Raw genomic sequence first — 17,177 nt, forward strand, 5'->3', positions numbered from 1 at the left:
GCAATGAGCGATTTAATGAAATACGAAGATGCGGTATCTAATTTCGATCCGGTTTTGGGCATGGAAGTCCACGTCGAGCTGGGTACTGAAACCAAAATGTTTGATAGCGCCCCGAACTCTTCACTGGGAGAACCCAACACTCGGGTAACCCCAGTTTCAGTGGGATTGCCTGGATCTTTGCCGGTAACCAACCAGCGCGCAGTTGAATATGCAATCAAAATCGGACTTGCCCTTAATTGCGAAATAGCTCCTTACTGCCGGTTTTCTCGCAAGAATTATTTCTATCCCGACCTGGCAAAGGCCTACCAGATTTCCCAATATGATGAGCCTATCGCCCATGATGGCTATGTAGATGTAGAGCTAGACGATGGGGAAATCTTCCGGGTAAATATTGAACGCGCCCATATGGAAGAGGACGCCGGTAAGAACACCCACATTGGGGGAGACGCTGGTCGTATTCAAGGGGCTGCCTATTCCCTGGTGGACTACAACCGCGCTGGGGTTCCTCTAGTTGAGATTGTTACCCGCCCTATTGAGGGCGCGGGGGCTCGCGCTCCCGAGGTAGCCGCCGCCTATGTGCGTACTTTACGGGATATTTTCCGAGCTCTAGAGGTTTCTGAAGCCCGGATGGAACGGGGGAACGTGCGCGCGGACGTGAACGTATCTTTGCGTGCTAATCCGGATGCGCCCTTGGGAACCCGCACTGAAACTAAGAACGTGAACTCGTTTAAAGCCATTGAAAAAACGGTTACCTTTGAGATTCGTCGCCAAGCCAAGATTCTTTCTGACGGCGGCAAAGTTATCCAAGAAACTCGTCACTGGCATGAAGATACTGCTACCACTTCTTCGGGGCGGGAAAAATCCGACGCCGAAGATTACCGCTATTTCCCGGAACCCGATCTAGTGCCGGTAGCTCCCGCGAAAGAATGGGTGGAACAGCTGCGCGCTAACCTGCCGGAACTGCCGGTAGCCCGGCGCCGCCGCCTGCGCGAAGAATACGGTTTCTCCGATATGGAAATGCGGGACGTGGTAAATGCGGACGCTTTGGATATTATCGAGGCCACGGTAGAAGCAGGAGCCGCGCCCCAGGCGGCACGTAAATGGTGGATGGGGGAGATTTCCCGAATCGCTAAAGAAAAGAATCTGGATTTAACTGAGGTTTCGGCTACTCCCGCCGATGTGGCGCAGCTGCAAGACCTGGTAGACCAGGGCAAACTTAACGATAAGGTGGCTCGGAAAGTGATTGCCGGGGTGCTGGATGGTGAAGGCAATCCCGCAGAGGTAATGCAGGCACGCGGATTGGAAATCGTGCGAGATACGGCCGCGCTGCAAGCGGCAGTCGCCCAGGTGATTGCGGATAATCCGAAAGTCGTGGAACAAATAAAAGCCGGGAAAGTTAAGGCGATTGGCGCCCTCATGGGTGGGGTCATGCGTGCCACCAAGGGGCAGGCAGATGCCGGGGAGACTCGGGAGATGATCCTCAAGCAAATCAACGGCTAAGCAGACAATGTTACTAATGTGACTAATTACCTCTTGTTCTAAATTTAATAGTTGCTGCAAGTGCTATCAAGTGGCTCTGTCAGAAGTTTTTACTGGCAGAGCCGCTTTTTTATTTTTTACAAATAATAATTCGGTTTCTTTAAGTCGAATTAATAAAAAATTCTGGATGCTGGAAAAGTTCATTTCTTGAACTGAGCTTGACAAGCGGGGGGGGGGTAATAATTTTGCATTGTTCCTGTCAGAAGTACTTGTAGGAGTATTAAAATGAAAAATCTTGTCAAAAAAACTGCAGCTGGCGTTTTTGTAGCCGGTTTGACTTTCGGGTTTGCCCCGGCTGCATTTGCAGCTGACGCAACCCCCGCTTGCTGGGTAGACGCTGTCGAACAGGCAGAGGTTCACTACGCCAATGAAAATGGAAAGCTCACTGAACTGCAGCTGACTACCAACCAGGCTGATGGTGCTATGAAAAAAGCCGAAGCTGATGTAAAAGCCGCTAAAGCTAAGGTTGCTGCCGCTAAGAAAGCTTTCGACGAGAGCAAGACCCAAGCCACTCCCGAAGGAGACGCTGCTAAGAAGAAAGCTCTCGATGATGCTAACGCCGATTTAACTAAAGCAGCTGCCACTTTGAAGAGTGCCACTGCGAAATACAAAGAAGCAAAAGGATACTCTGATATTCAGGAAGGCACTGTTAAAAACTATGTCTATCCGGCTCTAAAGAAGATTCAGGACGCTGATCCTGCCGCCTATAACAAGGCTCACGGCTGCAAAGCTACCCCCTCCAAACCGGCAGAAAAGCCCGCGAAACCTCAGGTAAAGCCCGGTAAATCCGAAAAAGGGACTGCGGTTGCTGTCGCCGATACCAAGAAATCTGCAAATAAGCCAGTCGCTAAACCGGCTAAGCAGAGCAAAGGAAACCTGGCTAGCACCGGTGCGGTTGCTGCTTCTCTAGCTGGTATCGCGCTAGCCTCGGTAGCCGGTGGAACTGGTGTAGTTGCCTGGCGCCGTCACAAAGCGTAAGGGCTGCGCTTAAGCGATTTTCGATGATTTATTGACCTTGTAATCATCTGGCAATCCATAGGGCTTGGACGAGAAAATCTCGTCCAAGCCCTATTACTTTTGGGCATTAGCCCATAACGTACGCGCGGGAGCAGATTTCGCCTCCTGCCCTGAAAACTGGATGTAGATACTTCCGCGCGGGGGAGAGATTTTTCCTCCGGCTCAAGCCCGCGGAATTGTGTACGTGGTTAGGCGCGGGGGCGGATTTTGCCTCCTGCCCAAAAGCTCGTAAAAGACCTTGGTCTTTTACGAGCTTTACGCCCGCCTAACCTGCTCGGCATAAATCCGCCCCCGCACCTGGTATGCGAATTTAGGATTTTTAGTCAGATTCCCCTCAAGTCGGCCGGCGTCATTCTTTACTCCTGGGAGGAGCTTGACTTCGACTAGACAGACTCTGCATCTCTAGCTGTCGTTTTCGGACATTCAGTATTCAGATGATGAAATCTGTAAGTCTGCGGGCATTAAGGCTGCGAGAACGCTTACTGGAAGCGCGCGGGGGAGAGATTTTATCCGAGCGGGCGCGGTGGCATAAGAATTTGGAAAACGCCGCTACGTTTTCCAAATTCTTGGGCGGGAGGAAAAATCTCTCCTCCGCGCATATGTTCCTTCCTGCGCATAAACTCGCCTTCGCGGGGGACTTTTACCTTTACCGCAAATAAGTCTGCTGCTAGTTGGCGATGGCTTTTAAGGCGTGCTGGTAGACTTGCTGGTCTTTGGAGCTAAAACAACAGATAGTTACCGATTTTAATGCAGAGGGAGAGGCGGCGAATTCTTTTATTTCACCCAGGGCTATTTGGGCAGCTTCGGCGATAGGGAAACGGTAAACGCCGGTGGAAATAGAGGGAAACGCAATCGAGTGACAATTATTTTCAGCTGCCAGGTGCAGACTATTTCGCCAAGAAGCAGCTAAAAGTGCAGTTTCACCGCTCCTCCCTCCCCGCCAGATGGGACCTGGGGTGTGAATAACGTGCTTGGCGGGCAGGTTATAGCCCGCGGTAATCTTGGCTTGGCCGGTGCGTGCCCCGCCCAAGGTGCGGCATTCTTGGAACAAATCAGAGCCCGCCGCGCGGTGAATAGCGCCATCAACGCCCCCTCCTCCTAAAAGAGAAGTATTAGCCGCATTCACGATAACGTCTACCTCTAGGGTAGTAATATCTCCTAAAATTACCTCTACCTGCAAGGATTCTAGTTGCATTTCATTAGCCCATTATCTCTAATGGAGCAGTAGCCTTGAGGATTTTTCTCAAGGTAGCGTTGATGATAGTCCTCGGCGGGATAAAAGAGGGGAAGGTGCGAGGCAGAAGAAATCTCGGTAACCGGAGCCGCTCCGTAAAGATTTTGGATTTGCGGTGAAAGCTCCAACATAACTGCTTGCGCTGCCTTTTCCTGAGCAGCCGTAGTCGGGAAAATCTGAGAGCGGTATTGTGAACCAATATCTGCTCCCTGGCGATTTAGAGTAGTGGGATTGTGGTGGGAGAAAAATATTTCCAGTAGCTGACGGAAACTGACTTGCTGCGGGTCAAAATCTACTCGAACCGTTTCAGCATGACCGGTAGTATCGGTGCAAACCTGTTGATAACTGGGATTGTCAGTATGTCCTCCCATATAGCCAACTTCGGTGCGGGTAACCCCCGGAATCTGGGCAAAAAGGCGCTCGGCTCCCCAAAAGCATCCCATAGCAAAATAAGTGGTTTCGATAGTTTCCATACCGCCAATTATAGGGGGGCGCCGCCACCTCCGCTCACGGAAGCTACGTCCTCTAGGTGAAGAAGGGGACGGTGCTAACTAGGGTAAGAAGTGTTCGGTTACCGCAATAAGCTGCGGGTATTTAGGGGTGCGACCGTCCCCGGAAGAGCGTCCTTGAGAATGTCGTTTCACCCACGGCCACAAGTGCTCCCTAGCCCAAACAAGATTCTCAGCTGCCCGGTAACGGTCTTTATTTGCTAGAGCCGGTTTTTGATAGTCAGAGTCCACTACGGGCTGCCCAAGCCCTTGCAGCGCTGCATTCATGACTATTTTGTGTCCCTGATTGGTTAAATGTAGATGATCTGGAGCCCAAAGAGAAGTATCCCTAAGCGAGCGCAATCCCCACAAATCCATTACGTAGCAGTTATAACGCCGAGCAATAGACCAAAGATTCGAGTTAAAAACGGCAATCGTCATCCGAGATAAACCCAGTAGAGGAGAATGCTTAGGGTCGTAGTTGGCACAAAGTAAAACCTCTACTCCTTGCGCACGGGCTTGCATCACCATTTTCTCTAGCAGAGCCGTAACCTGATCGGGGGCACATCCGGGTCTTATTAAATCATTTCCCCCGGCAATAATAGAGATTAAATCCGGTTTCATAGCTAAGGCAGCAGCGAATTGTTCCCGGTAAATCTGTTTTATTAAACGTCCTCGAATAGCTAAATTGGCATATTTGAGAGGTTGTTTACCGTCGCTAATCCGGCGCTGGGACAGCTCGAAGGCTAGACGGTCTGCCCAACCAATATAGATAGGGTCATCGCTGCTTTCGTCTAGGGTATCGGTCATGCCCTCGGTGAAAGAATCACCGATAGCTACAAAACTATCCCAGGGGACAGGAGGTATCTGCGCTGTTTTATTTTCACTAGCCACGGCTCTACCCTAAACAAAAGCCGAGATAAGGGCAAAGGTATTAACCCGGATTTAGGGGGATAGATAGGGGTGAAATAAAAAATATCCCACTGCGAGCAGTGAGATATTTTTTGTAATACGCAGCTGTCAGAATGACTGACCACCGGATACGCTAGAAACTATTTTTCTAGGGTATTAACCAGTTTCGCCAGTTTTGACTTGCGGTTAGCCGCCTGGTTGCGGTGAATAATCTTCTTTTGCGCGGCGCGATCCAGCTTTCGGCTGGCAAGCTGCAATTCCGATTGTGCTAGCTGAGCATCCCCAGCAGCCACCGCTTCGCGGGTACGCCGTACCAGCGTCTTTAGCTCGGATTTTACCGAGCGGTTACGCAAACGGCGCTTTTCGTTCGTACGAATACGTTTTTTCTGAGACTTAATATTTGCCAATGTTTCACTGCCTATGAGTTATCCAATATTCGGTCCAGAGGGCTGAGCCGGAATCGGACTGGCGTGTGGGGCACGCTGGCAAGAAACCGGCAAGACTGAAGCCGACCGGGGCTAAAGTCCGGCTACTACTTTAACAGTTACTTTAGTCGGAAACGAAAAAGAATCCCGGTAGGTAAGCAAGCTCACTTCCTAGGAGGAATTGCAGGGGAATAATCCTAGTAAGTGGGAATCATAGTTGAAAGGGAAAGGTGAAAGGTAGCCGATTTAGCTAGCCCCAAAGAGCAGCTCGCAGCGCAAAATATCCGCAAAAAGTGGAACAGTCAGCAATAAAAAAGATTTATCTGCGCCCCTGGTTGGGGTTACGTCCGCGTAACTGATCGAGCTGACGACGCTCTTTTTTCGTGGGTCTGCCGCTTCCGACCTCGCGGCGAGGCAAAGTCGGTAAAGACAGTTTCGGTAGCCTTTCGGGAGTTAAATCCTCGTAAGCTAAGCGTGCCTGCGGGTAACTAACGCGCCGAGACAATAACTGTTTAACTGTCAAAATATGGTCAAAACCGCCGATACGTACCACCACATTATCGCCGATACGTACCGGTGAGGAGGCTTTCGCGCTCTTGCCATTAACTTTTACGTGTCCAGCTTTACAGGCTTTAGCTGCTGCAGAGCGGGTCTTATATTTGCGAACAGCCCACACCCAAATGTCGGCGCGAACAAAGCTGACCTTATCGAGGTTAAGGGCTGCGTCCTCTTTATCTGATGCGCTCAATATAGTGCCTTTATCGCTGTTTTAATCCCGGCAAGAGTCCCGGTTTTTACCAAAAACTCTATTTTTCATTCTACTGCCTAGTTTCTAACCCCCACGCGCGCCACAATTAGCGTAATCTTGGTACTAGAGGATTTTCCCCGCAAGGGGCGTTGAGGAAAGGAATAAATTGGTATCTAACCCAGTTCCCGCTGCCAAGTTACCAAATGGGCGGGTTCCTTTAAATATATTGGAGTTGGCGCCGCTTTCTACCGGGATGACCCGGAAAGAAGCCCTGGACACTTCGCTAAATCTGGCGAAGAACGCTGACCGTTTAGGGTACAACCGCCTATGGGTGGCAGAACATCACGGTTCGCAAGTGTTCATGTGTTCTGCCTCTTCGGTGATAATCACTCGCGCCCTCGAAAACACTACCAGGCTGCGGGTAGGTGCGGGCGGGGTGATGCTACCTAACTGGTCCCCCTTGACAGTGGCAGAAACCTATGGAACGCTCCACACTATTTACGATGGTCGTGTGGATTTGGGGTTAGGGCGAGCTCCGGGAACTGACCCTGCCACTGCTAGGGCGCTACATCGCGGATCGAGTGAGCCTGCCTATTTCGAGGAAGATTTAGAGGAATTAGCGTCCTATCTTTCAGATCAAAAATCGGTTGTCCATTCCGGAATGGTGTCTGGGGCAGAAGCCTCTATTTTGGGGATTGAAGTTATTAGTGTCGATCGTCCTTTCACTCGGGTGCGTGCCATACCAGGCGAGGGGACAGCGATTCCCATGTGGATGCTTTCTTCCTCGGCAGCTGGCGCGAAAGTAGCGGCTGATTTGGGGATGCCCTATTCTTTTGGGGGTCATTTCGCCCCCCATAACGTTGATGAAGCCATAGAGATTTACCGGCGCGAGTTTAACGCTAACGCCCCTACTGCCATGGTGGACGAACCGGTGGTAATGATGGGGGTGAACGTTATGTGTAACGAGGACGAGGCGGAAGCTAAATACCAGTTCACCACTACTCAACAGGTGCAAGGTAACGTACTTTCAGGTCGCCCCGGGACTTTAACGCCCCCTACTGACGATTTAGATGCTACCTTAGGCGAGAAGCTAGCTGACCGGGTGCGGGCTTTGCAATCTATCCATGCGGTAGGTACCCCCGAGCAAGTAGCGGAAAAACTCGATTGGGTGTCACGTAAATACATGGTAGATGAGATTATTACGGTAACTCATGCCTATGATCCTCAGGTTCGTATTCACTCTTTGGAACTGGTTGCCAAAGAATGGGGACTGCCGATTTTACCCGAATCTACCGAGGAAGAAACCGCAGCTGATTCTACTTCTCAGGCAAAAGAGGTGGAAGTAATAAAGATTAAAGAATCCGAGGTTGAACGCGATAACGGAAAGCCCAAATCGCCCGCGCCTCGCAACCGTTCCGCCGTCTATGGTCCAATCCATCGTAGCGAACGGAAGAAACCGGCTCTCAAAGATAAATCAGCTGCCTCTACCGCCGATAATGCTGAGCAGACCAGCGAGCAGAAAACTCCGGCAAAGAAAACCGCTACCCGCAAGAAAACAGCGGTCAGGAAACCGACCGCTACTAAGAAAACTACCGCGAAAACAGCGACTAAAACCGAGATAGCTGCCAAGGTAGCTCAAAGCGATAGCTCAGATGTCAGCCCAGAAGAAACCCCCGCAAAATCTGCTACCCGTACCCGTACTCGGCGTAAACCACGTCCTCGCAGTTAGGCTTGAGCGTCCTGTGGCTATACGATAGCGCAGAGAGATAACCCAGAATAACAGGAAGAATATACGATTGGCTACAAGCGACCGCGATTTAGGGATTGCCCCCGCTAACACCGATACTCAGCGGATTCGTAATTTCTGCATTATTGCCCATATTGACCACGGAAAATCTACTCTCGCTGATCGTATGTTGCAGGAGACCGGGGTAGTTTCCGAGCGAGAAATGCGCGAACAATATCTAGACCGGATGGATATTGAACGCGAACGGGGAATCACCATTAAATCCCAGGCAGTGCGGATGCCCTGGCAAGTGTCCGATACCAACTATGTACTTAACATGATTGATACCCCCGGTCACGTGGATTTTTCCTATGAGGTGTCGCGTTCTCTGGCTGCTTGTGAGGGGGCGATTTTACTAATCGACTCTTCTCAAGGAATTGAGGCTCAAACTCTTGCCAACCTTTATATGGCGATGGAACATGATTTAACTATCATTCCCGTGCTAAATAAAATTGATCTTCCAGCTGCTCAACCTGACCGCTGTGCGGAAGAAATTGCTGGTCTTTTAGGGGGTGCCCCTCAGGATTGCCTGCGGGTTTCGGCAAAAACCGGCGAGGGAGTACGCGAACTACTAGACCGGATAGTAGCGGAGATTCCCCCGCCGCACTCGACGGGGCAGCAGGCACGTGCCCTGATTTTTGATTCCGTATATGACACCTACCGAGGGGTAGTTACCTATGTGCGCATGATGGATGGGCATCTAAATAAAGGGCAGCGGGTCAAAATGATGTCTACTAGCTCTGAACATGAGCTTTTAGAGATTGGGGTCATCTCTCCAGAGCCAACCCCAGCGAGTGGGCTAGGTCCGGGCGAAGTAGGCTATTTGATTACCGGTGCCAAAGACGTGCGACTATCTAAAGTCGGGGATACGGTAACTAGCGCGAAAGATGCTGCTACCGAGAGCCTGCCCGGCTATAAAGAAGCAAAACCCATGGTTTATTCCGGGATTTACCCGGTAGATGGGGATGATTTTCCAGATTTACGTGAAGCTCTTGACCGTTTGCAGCTAAATGATGCCGCGATTACTTTCGAGCCTGAAACCTCTGTCGCCTTAGGATTTGGTTTCCGTTGCGGGTTCTTGGGGCTGCTGCATTTAGAAATCGTAAAGGAACGTTTAGAAAGAGAAGCGGGACTGTCGATTATTGCCACTGCGCCCTCGGTAATCTATCGGGTTACCCAAGAGGACGGGACAGAACTAGAGGTTACTAACCCTTCCGAATACCCAGATGGCAAGATTTTTGATGTCCAGGAACCAGTGGTTGAAGCCACGGTGCTTACCCCGAATGATTATGTGGGGCGAATAATGGAGCTTTGCCAAGGTAGACGCGGGATTCTAGGCAAAATGGAGTATTTGTCTTCCGATAGAGTAGAGATGCATTACCGTTTGCCCCTAGCGGAAATCGTTTTTGACTTCTTTGACCAGCTTAAATCCCGGACGCGGGGCTTTGCTTCTTTGGATTATCACGAATCGGGTACGCAGTCAGCTGATTTGGTGAAAGTAGATATTTTGCTAAATGGCGAAGGCGTGGATGCGTTTAGCGCTATCGTGCATCGCGATAGCGCCTACGCATACGGAGACAAGATGACGCGCCGTTTGAAAGAACTGATTCCCCGCCAGCAGTTCGAGATTCCGGTGCAGGCAGCAATTGGATCGCGCATTATTGCTAGGCAAACGATTAGGGCACTGCGAAAAGATATGTTGGCGAAATGTTACGGCGGGGATATTTCTCGCAAACGCAAACTTTTAGAAAAACAAAAGGCGGGGAAGAAACGAATGAAAGCAGTAGGCTCGGTGGAAATCCCGAATTCTGCTTTTATTGAGGCAATAACCCAGGATAGTCCCAAGGGAAAGGGGTAAATCATGAGTGAGCAAATGATGGCTAATGAGGACGCAGTAGACGGGATTGAAGTGGAAGAGGACGTTTTGGCTGTTGATGAAAGTAGCGACAGTGCTGAAGGCTTTGACCTTTCGTCACCAGAAGGACGGTATATGGCCAGGTCTAAATCTTTTGTGTCCAGGGCACGCCAGCTTAGCGATTCCCTGCAACACACTTGGGATGCTCATGCAAAAGAATTTGTAGTCGAAGTCCCGATGGGAGCCGGTTATACAGCGGTTGCTGAGGACGCGAAACCCCTTTCGTTTAAACGGTTATTTAACCGCGACAGTGTGGTGCGTTTAGAGATTGGTACCGGCAATGGGGAACAGATTGTGTCTGCAGCGGTATCGCATCCGGATCGTGACTATATCGGGTTCGAAGTTTATCGTCCGGGGGTAGCACAAACCGTCTCGAAAGCGGTCAAAGCCCGGGTGGGTAACTTGCGGATTATCGAGGCTGATGCGGCGCAAGCGTTGCCGATTTTGTTCCCGGAAGCGTGCCTGGACGAGGTTTGGACTTTCTTCCCAGATCCGTGGCGTAAAACTAAACATCATAAACGACGCCTAGTGCAGGCGGGCTTTGCCCAGGCGGTGGCTAGGGTATTGCGTCCTGGGGGAGTATGGCGGCTAGCCACCGACTGGTCGGATTATGCTTTCCAGATGCGGGACGTGATAGAGAATTCCCCCTACTTCGAGAATCCCTATGCCGGGGTTAATCCTCATGAGGACGACCCCGACCCGGGGCGCGGCGGGTTTGCTACCCGCTGGGAGGGGCGAGTAATGACCAAATTTGAGCGTCGCGCCCTAGATGCGGGACGGGAAGTGTTCGATTTGGTGGCACAGCGGCTCTAGTGGGGGGTACGCTCAGATTAGAGCAGCTGTTTTCAACTGCTGATAAAGGACGGTTCCCGGATAAAATTGGGGCTTCACCGGGTTCTTCCCGCCGGGATTCTCCGGTTTCTCTAACTACCTTAAAGCCGGGTTTTGCCCTGTATATTCATGTTCCTTTTTGTAGGGTACGCTGTGGATATTGTGACTTTAACACCTACGTGAACGATTTTGGTTCTGGGGCAAACCGGGAAAGCTATCATCAATCTGCGCTTAAAGAAATCAGGTTAGCGACCAGTTTTTTGCGGGAGCGAAACCTGACCATACCCCCGCTTTCCTCGGTTTATTTCGGAGGAGGTACTCCTACTTTGCTTCCCTCAAAGGCGTTGAGGATGATTTTAGAGGAGGTAAGGAGTGCCTGGGGGATAGCTGCGGGGGCGGAGGTCTCGATTGAAGCGAACCCGGACACTATAACCGAGCAGGTAGCTCAGGATTTAGCGGCGAGTGGGTTTACGCGAGTCTCTTTGGGAATGCAATCAGCGGTTCCTAAAGTGTTGGCTACTTTGGATCGCACGCATAGCCCTAAGAACCTTCCAAACGCGGTGGCAGCGCTGCGTAGAGCAGGTCTAGCGGTTTCCTTGGATTTAATTTATGGAACTCCGGGGGAATCTCTAGCGGATTGGGAAACGTCCTTACAGGAGGCTTTGAGGCTGGAGGCTGACCATATTAGCGCCTATTCTTTGGTGATTGAGCCGGGAACCAAAATGCACGCCCTAGTGAAAAGGGGAAAACTACCTCCGATTAACCCCGATAGCCAGGCGGAAAAATATGAAATGGCAGATGCGCTCCTTGCGGAAGCGGGTTTTGTTTGGTACGAGATTTCCAATTGGGCAAGGCTTAAGGAAGGGGAGAATCTTCCCAGCCCCACTATTCCGGATGCTACCTATTTGACGAACGTTTCCCGTCATAACCTGGCGTATTGGCGGGACTGGAACTGGTGGGGGATTGGACCGGGCGCGCATTCTCATCTCGGCCAGGTGCGGTGGTGGAATCAGAAGCATCCGCGGACCTATGCTGAGCAGGTAAGTGCCGGTCAGCTCCCAGTTGAAGATGGGGAAGTGCTTGATAAATCCGGACGTGAGTTAGAGCGGATTATGCTGGGACTGCGAACCGCAGCGGGAGTAAAATCCCTGACCGCAGCGGAAAAAACTCGGCTAGCAGGGCTAGTAGCTAGCGGCTATTTACAGGAAGAAGCAGCCGCTCGCGGTGAGGCGATATTAACTTTGCGCGGACGTTTAATGGCTGACTATGTTACTGGTCAGCTACTGGGCTGGTAGCTAGCGGGTGTCGGCGGCGGTAACGAAATCAATTAGGGACTCTACCGGCCCTAAAAGACCGGGTTCTAGGTCGCGCCAGTCGCGCACTTGCCGCAAAATATGTTTCCAACCCTGAGCAATATCCGCTTGGGTTGCAGCCGGCAAGCCTAGCGCTTGCAGGCTGCCCACTTTAATATCGGTGCCGCGCGGCACCTGCGGCCAAGTGGATAACCCCACTCGCTGCGGTTTTACTGCTTGCCACACGTCCACAAAGGGGTGCCCCGCAATCGCGACTGCGTCCTCGCCAAAAGTTTCGATACACTGCTGGGCGATACGCGACTCTTTAGAGCCGGCTACCAGGTGATCCACTAAAGCACCGATTCTTGTCCGCGGGGTCGGAGCGAACTCGGCTAGCCGCTCTCGAAGATGATCCACCCCGTCCAGGATTTCTACTACCACTCCTAACTCGCGCAGGTCATCGCCCCAAACGTGTTCTACTAGCTCCGCGTCGTGGCGTCCTTCTACCCAAATCCGGGAAGCCCGCGCCACCCGCGCTCGGCGCTTGTCCTGGCGAGGGTCGCGGCGTGAACCCGAATTAGTGGCAGCGCGACCAGTTGCCAATTTAGGAGAGTTTTCGTTTTTCACTTTAGGTGCGGGAGCCCGTAGTTCTACCGGTTTCCCGTCAATCCAAAAACCGGCTCCTAGTGGGAAAGCCCGCACTATGCCACGCCGATCCTCCAGCTCCACCAGATACATTCCCCCGGATTTATAACAGCGCAAGACCGCGCCTACAAAACCGGTCATCACGTCCTCAACTACCAGGCCGCGGGTAGCAGCCACCGGGCGGGAAGCAGGGAGCTTGCGCCAATTGTCGTTAGCGAGGACGTCTTTTCCGTAGCGATCTAACACGCCCTAACTATAGGGGAAACTTTAAGCGCTACAGGCGATCGCCCCGGCAGAGTCTTCAGATTCGCCACTGCCGGAATAGTTAGGATCCAAAGCCGCCGCCTCTTCGGGACTGACCCAAGCCGGCAACTTGCTCAAGCGAGAAAGATATTCGCTAATGGCCTCGAAATCACGCAACATTTCGGGAGCGGACGAAGAAAGCACTTGGAAAACCACAAAGGCGCGAATATCGCTTTCGGTGGGCTGCTCACCAGTAAGGAACGGATTTTCCCGCAACATATCTTCTAGGCGCTCCAAAGTCAGCGAGAAATCCTGGCGAGCTTGCAGCGTAGCTTCACCGTGAGAAACCGACCAAGACGGGCCAACTAGCTGCTTATTTAGCCAAGCGTCGAGGGTATCTAGTTTTGCTCGCTCCGCTGCCGGGTACAAATCCGGGGCTTCAAAATGACTAAAAGGTTTCCAGGCGGTGCAAAAATCGAGCAGCATATCGGCGGACTCGGTGGCCACAATCTGGTTACCCCGCTGGGAATCTAGTATCACCGGTACGGTTTGCGGGTCATCAGGCTCAAAATTGGGTTGGCGGCGATACAGCTCGCGCGCTGAACGCACCATCAGCAGCGGATCATAGGAATAGCCATCCCGAATAAACTCGAAACCATCCGGGCCCGATCCGGTAGCGTAACGAACCCCGATTGCGCCCTCTAAACCTAAAAGCCGCCGCGCAATTGTAACCCGGCGACAATAAGGGCAGGTGGGAGAAACAACTAGCAGGAAGCGACCGGCCTGTACCGGTAACTCTTCGCTACCAAAACGATAATTCGGAATCATGGACAACTCCTATTCTTGGATTCATTCTCATTATGGCAAATGGGTGTTCTCCTCGCGCGTTAAACGGGGCGCTATCTCCGCTGGCAAGGCGCAAGGCTGGACAGCGGTAGCTCGTAACTCAAGCAAACCGAGAGAAAATGTGGCATAATAAACGGGTGCTCCGGGGTCGGTGAAAATCCGAACCGGCGGTAAAGTCCGCGACCCGCCTATATGGGCGGCTGAACCGGTGAAATTCCGGTACCGACGGTTATAGTCCGGATGAGAGGTAGCACGGGCAGTCAGGCTCGCGTGGCGTTTTCGCGCGCCCACGCCTCCTCGGAACACCTAGCTTTGCGAGGAGGTTTTTGTTGGCGCTGTCTATTCCCCCTAAATCTGCCCTAACTCACGCCCTTGCTGCCGCCGCTAAAGCCGCATTGCAAGGTCCTAGAATCGGAGGAAATCCCCAGGTAGGCTGCGCTATTCTTTCTCCTGCCGGCAGGATATTGTCAATGGGGTATCACCGGGGAGCGGGCAGCGCTCACGCGGAAGTAGATGCGCTCTCTAACCTAAAAGAGGATACTGGCTCTGCTCCGCTGACGGCAGTAGTCACCCTGGAGCCGTGCAACCATAGTGGTAAAACGCCTCCCTGTAGCCGCGCCCTGCTTGAAGCGGGGATTAAAAACGTAATCTGGGCAGTCCCAGACCCTAATCCTAGGGCTAGTGGTGGCGGAGAGTATCTACGAAGCCAGGGGATTAACGCGATTCCCGCTAGTGAAGCGGGGATTGACGAAAACGTCCTCGCGAAGGCGCGGGAAGTTAGTGCCCACTGGGTGCAGGCCACCCGGCGCGGCCGTCCCTGGACGATTGCGAAAGTGGCGCAAACCCTGGATGGGTATTGCGCCGCTAAGGATGGTTCTAGCCAGTGGATTACCAATCGGCTCTCGCGTGCCTATGCGCACCGGATTCGTTCCAACGTGGATGTGATTATTGCCGGTACCGGTACCGTCCTCGCAGATAACCCGCAACTGTCGGCGCGTCTAGCCGATGGACGCGAGCTCCCGCACCAGCCGCGTCCCCTCGTGGTGGGCAAGCGCAACCTTCCCGCAGAATATTACCTTGCGGGCAAAGCAGAACAGGCTCGCACCCACGACCTTAAGACGGTACTAGAAAGCTGCTATCAGCGCGGAGAGATTTTCGCGCTCCTGGAGGGCGGGCCGACCTTGGTGACCGCAGCGTTGAAGGCGAATCTCGTAGATGAACTACATATTTACCAAGCGTCTCGCCTGTTGGGCGCGGGGCACAAAGGAATAGGCGACTTGGGGATTACCGCTTTGACAAGTTCCCTGGATTTCCATTTACAACAGGTCAAAGAGTTAGGCGGAGATGTTTTCTTGGCGTTAGAAAAGGAAGGGACAGCATGTTTACCGGACTAATCGCAGAGGTCGGGACAATTAGCTCGTTAAATAAGCGAGAAGCAGACCTCGAAATTGGGATTTCTTGCACTTTCGCCTCCGAGCTGTCCCCCGGAGAATCGGTGGCTACCTCCGGGATTTGCCTGACCGTAACCCGGGTAGAAGGCGATACTTTCTATGCTTACGCCATGCCGGAAACCGTCAGGCTTACCACTTTGGGGCAAAAGCAGGTTGGCGAGGGGGTTAACCTGGAGCGCGCCCTCCTGCCTACGGATCGCTTAGGGGGACACCTGGTTGCCGGGCATATTGACGGCACCGGCACGGTAACTTCCCTAGAGGAAGGGGAGCGTTGGCGGGAGCTACAGATTTCGGCTCCGCCCTCATTAATGCCCCAGATTGCCCGGAAAGGCTCGATTGCGATCGACGGGGTATCTCTAACCGTAACCGCGGTGGGTGAGGACTATTTCCGGGTTGCAATCATCCCCGTCACCCGAGATAACACTACTTTAGGAACGCTTTCAGTCGGATCTTTAGTCAATTTGGAGACTGACCAGATAGCGAAATATGTGGAACGTCTACTTGAGGGGAGTAAAAACTAATGAGTGACTTGGCCAAGTTATTCGCGCGGGTCAGCGCGGCGCTACGGGCAGGAAAACCCGTCCTGGTAGCGGATTCTAAAGACCGGGAAAATGAAGTAGACGCGATTGTCAGTGCTCAAGAAGTTACCCCCGAGTGGATGGGGTGGATGGTGCGTTATACCTCCGGTTATATTTGCGCCCCCATGCCGGCGGAACGTGCGGATTTGCTGGGATTGCCGATTCAATGGCCAGCTAATCAGGATCAGCTGCGCACCTGTTACACCGTTTCTTGTGATGCCGCCAGGGGAGTTACCACCGGGATTTCAGCTGCGGATCGCCGTACCACTTTGCGGGCTTTAGCTAACCCTCAGGCCAGCAGTGAGGATTTGGTACGTCCGGGACATATTTTGCCGCTTAGGGCGCGCAGTGGCGGGGTTTTTACCCGGGCAGGACACACCGAGGCGGCCGTAGATTTAATGAAACTGGCAGAGCTGATGCCGGTAGCCGCTATCGGGGAAATGGTTCACGATGACGGTTCAATGATTCGTTACCATGATTGCCCGGCGATTGCGGAAAAGTTTGGTTTAGAACTAATAACAGTCGCGGAACTAAAAGATTATCTATCCCAGATGCAACCGCGAACAGAGGTACTTGCAGCTGCTCGGGTCAAAGAGATAGCCAGCGCCAAAATGCCCACCAAGTTTGGGGACTTCACCGTGCGCGCCTATCGAGACGCAGAGCAGAGCGCAGTCCATATCGCTTTAATCTCGGAAAAGACCCCCGAGGATACCCCGCTGGTGCGGATTCATTCCGAATGTCTGACCGGGGAAGCTTTCGGTTCACTGCGTTGCGATTGCGGGCCGCAGTTACAGCAAGCGATGAGGCAAGTAGCCGACGAGGGCGGCGCGATTATTTATCTGCGCGGTCAAGAAGGGCGCGGCATTGGACTTGGGGAAAAAGTTAAAGCCTATGCTCTGCAAGATAAAGGTCGCGATACCGCACAGGCTAACCTTGACCTAGGGTGGCCGATAGACTTGCGGGAATATGGGGCTGCCTCAGCAATTCTTAGGGAACTAAAAATAACTAACATTCGGTTACTAACCAATAATCCCCAAAAAGCATTGCTAGACGAAGATGGGATTACGGTGGCAGAAATCGTGCCCTTGGAAGTAGGCATCGACCCGCATAATATCGAATATTTACGCACCAAACAGCGTTTGGGGCATACTTTCCATAACCTTGACAAGTTAGCCGAAGGAAAATAGCTACGCCCGTCAGATTGAATAACAGACCTAAGGAGATAGA

At 52.4% G+C, this 17,177-nt stretch carries 17 protein-coding genes and 1 riboswitch; of the genes, 10 read left to right on the forward strand and 7 right to left on the reverse strand.

The genetic code is table 11. The annotated features are described in order from the left end of the window. The first annotated feature begins 3 nt into the window (after positions 1-3). Positions 4-1,500, forward strand: coding sequence for an Asp-tRNA(Asn)/Glu-tRNA(Gln) amidotransferase subunit GatB (gene gatB, locus PG728_RS01000; RefSeq protein ID WP_270625206.1), 1,497 nt, complete (start codon positions 4-6; stop codon positions 1,498-1,500). A gap of 264 nt (positions 1,501-1,764) precedes the next feature. Next, a complete protein-coding gene (locus PG728_RS01005; protein ID WP_270625207.1) occupies positions 1,765-2,517 on the forward strand; it encodes a hypothetical protein in 753 nt (250 codons plus the stop codon). A 706-nt stretch (positions 2,518-3,223) separates the two neighbouring features. On the opposite strand, the gene PG728_RS01010 is transcribed toward PG728_RS01005, so the two are convergent. From PG728_RS01010 to PG728_RS01030, 5 genes are all read right to left on the reverse strand, one after another. After that, on the reverse strand, positions 3,224-3,751 hold the full coding sequence (locus PG728_RS01010; protein WP_270625209.1) for an O-acetyl-ADP-ribose deacetylase: 528 nt from the start codon (positions 3,749-3,751) through the stop codon (positions 3,224-3,226). Beyond that, a complete protein-coding gene (gene msrA / locus PG728_RS01015) occupies positions 3,742-4,263 on the reverse strand; it encodes a peptide-methionine (S)-S-oxide reductase MsrA (RefSeq protein ID WP_270625211.1) in 522 nt (173 codons plus the stop codon). Before msrA ends, PG728_RS01010 begins: the two co-directional genes overlap by 10 nt. A gap of 78 nt (positions 4,264-4,341) precedes the next feature. Next, positions 4,342-5,172 (reverse strand): SGNH/GDSL hydrolase family protein, encoded by an 831-nt coding sequence (locus tag PG728_RS01020; RefSeq protein WP_270625213.1) that lies wholly within the window; start codon positions 5,170-5,172, stop codon positions 4,342-4,344. A gap of 158 nt (positions 5,173-5,330) precedes the next feature. Continuing rightward, the gene (gene rpsT, locus PG728_RS01025; protein ID WP_072509953.1) at positions 5,331-5,597 is read right to left on the reverse strand and encodes a 30S ribosomal protein S20; all 267 of its coding nucleotides are present in this window, start codon (positions 5,595-5,597) and stop codon (positions 5,331-5,333) included. Positions 5,598-5,934: 337 nt separating this feature from the next. Then, positions 5,935-6,363, reverse strand: coding sequence for an RNA-binding S4 domain-containing protein (locus tag PG728_RS01030; RefSeq protein WP_270625215.1), 429 nt, complete (start codon positions 6,361-6,363; stop codon positions 5,935-5,937). A gap of 166 nt (positions 6,364-6,529) precedes the next feature. Here PG728_RS01030 and PG728_RS01035 point away from each other — a divergent pair, with 166 nt between their 5' ends. The 4 genes from PG728_RS01035 to hemW all read left to right on the forward strand — a co-directional run bounded on the left by PG728_RS01035 (position 6,530) and on the right by hemW (position 12,190). Continuing rightward, complete coding sequence (locus PG728_RS01035) at positions 6,530-8,092, forward strand: LLM class flavin-dependent oxidoreductase (RefSeq protein WP_270625217.1); 1,563 nt, start codon at positions 6,530-6,532, stop codon at positions 8,090-8,092. 61 nt (positions 8,093-8,153) lie between these two features. After that, positions 8,154-10,007, forward strand: a complete 1,854-nt coding sequence (gene lepA / locus PG728_RS01040; protein WP_408648178.1) for a translation elongation factor 4 — start codon at positions 8,154-8,156, stop codon at positions 10,005-10,007. A 3-nt stretch (positions 10,008-10,010) separates the two neighbouring features. Beyond that, a complete protein-coding gene (gene trmB / locus PG728_RS01045) occupies positions 10,011-10,877 on the forward strand; it encodes a tRNA (guanosine(46)-N7)-methyltransferase TrmB (protein ID WP_270625221.1) in 867 nt (288 codons plus the stop codon). Beyond that, positions 10,877-12,190 carry a radical SAM family heme chaperone HemW gene (hemW, locus tag PG728_RS01050; protein ID WP_270625223.1) on the forward strand — a complete coding sequence of 438 codons (1,314 nt, stop codon included), beginning with the start codon at positions 10,877-10,879 and terminating at the stop codon, positions 12,188-12,190. The genes trmB and hemW overlap by 1 nt, the downstream gene beginning before the upstream one ends. On the opposite strand, the gene PG728_RS01055 is transcribed toward hemW, so the two are convergent. Both PG728_RS01055 and PG728_RS01060 read right to left on the reverse strand, forming a co-directional pair. Then, the gene (locus PG728_RS01055) at positions 12,191-13,078 is read right to left on the reverse strand and encodes a DUF3097 family protein (RefSeq protein WP_072509949.1); all 888 of its coding nucleotides are present in this window, start codon (positions 13,076-13,078) and stop codon (positions 12,191-12,193) included. A gap of 21 nt (positions 13,079-13,099) precedes the next feature. Continuing rightward, positions 13,100-13,903 carry a glutathione S-transferase C-terminal domain-containing protein gene (locus PG728_RS01060; protein WP_270625225.1) on the reverse strand — a complete coding sequence of 268 codons (804 nt, stop codon included), beginning with the start codon at positions 13,901-13,903 and terminating at the stop codon, positions 13,100-13,102. Between PG728_RS01060 and PG728_RS01065 the strand changes: the two genes are divergently transcribed. The 4 genes from PG728_RS01065 (at position 13,902) to ribA (ending at position 17,137) form a co-directional block, all read left to right on the forward strand. Beyond that, positions 13,902-14,051, forward strand: coding sequence for a hypothetical protein (locus tag PG728_RS01065; RefSeq protein ID WP_270625227.1), 150 nt, complete (start codon positions 13,902-13,904; stop codon positions 14,049-14,051). The genes PG728_RS01060 and PG728_RS01065 overlap by 2 nt on opposite strands. Before the next feature lie 5 nt (positions 14,052-14,056). Beyond that, positions 14,057-14,177: riboswitch (FMN riboswitch) on the forward strand. A 73-nt stretch (positions 14,178-14,250) separates the two neighbouring features. Beyond that, on the forward strand, positions 14,251-15,315 hold the full coding sequence (gene ribD / locus PG728_RS01070; RefSeq protein WP_270625228.1) for a bifunctional diaminohydroxyphosphoribosylaminopyrimidine deaminase/5-amino-6-(5-phosphoribosylamino)uracil reductase RibD: 1,065 nt from the start codon (positions 14,251-14,253) through the stop codon (positions 15,313-15,315). Continuing rightward, positions 15,300-15,893: a riboflavin synthase gene (locus PG728_RS01075; protein WP_072509946.1), complete on the forward strand. Its 594-nt coding sequence runs from the start codon at positions 15,300-15,302 to the stop codon at positions 15,891-15,893. Before ribD ends, PG728_RS01075 begins: the two co-directional genes overlap by 16 nt. Continuing rightward, positions 15,893-17,137, forward strand: a complete 1,245-nt coding sequence (gene ribA, locus PG728_RS01080) for a GTP cyclohydrolase II (RefSeq protein WP_270625230.1) — start codon at positions 15,893-15,895, stop codon at positions 17,135-17,137. The genes PG728_RS01075 and ribA overlap by 1 nt, the downstream gene beginning before the upstream one ends. The last annotated feature ends 40 nt before the right edge of the window (positions 17,138-17,177 follow it).

The sequence above is a fragment of the Varibaculum timonense genome (genome assembly GCF_027694345.1).
Classification (GTDB): Bacteria; Actinomycetota; Actinomycetes; order Actinomycetales; family Actinomycetaceae; genus Varibaculum; species Varibaculum timonense_A.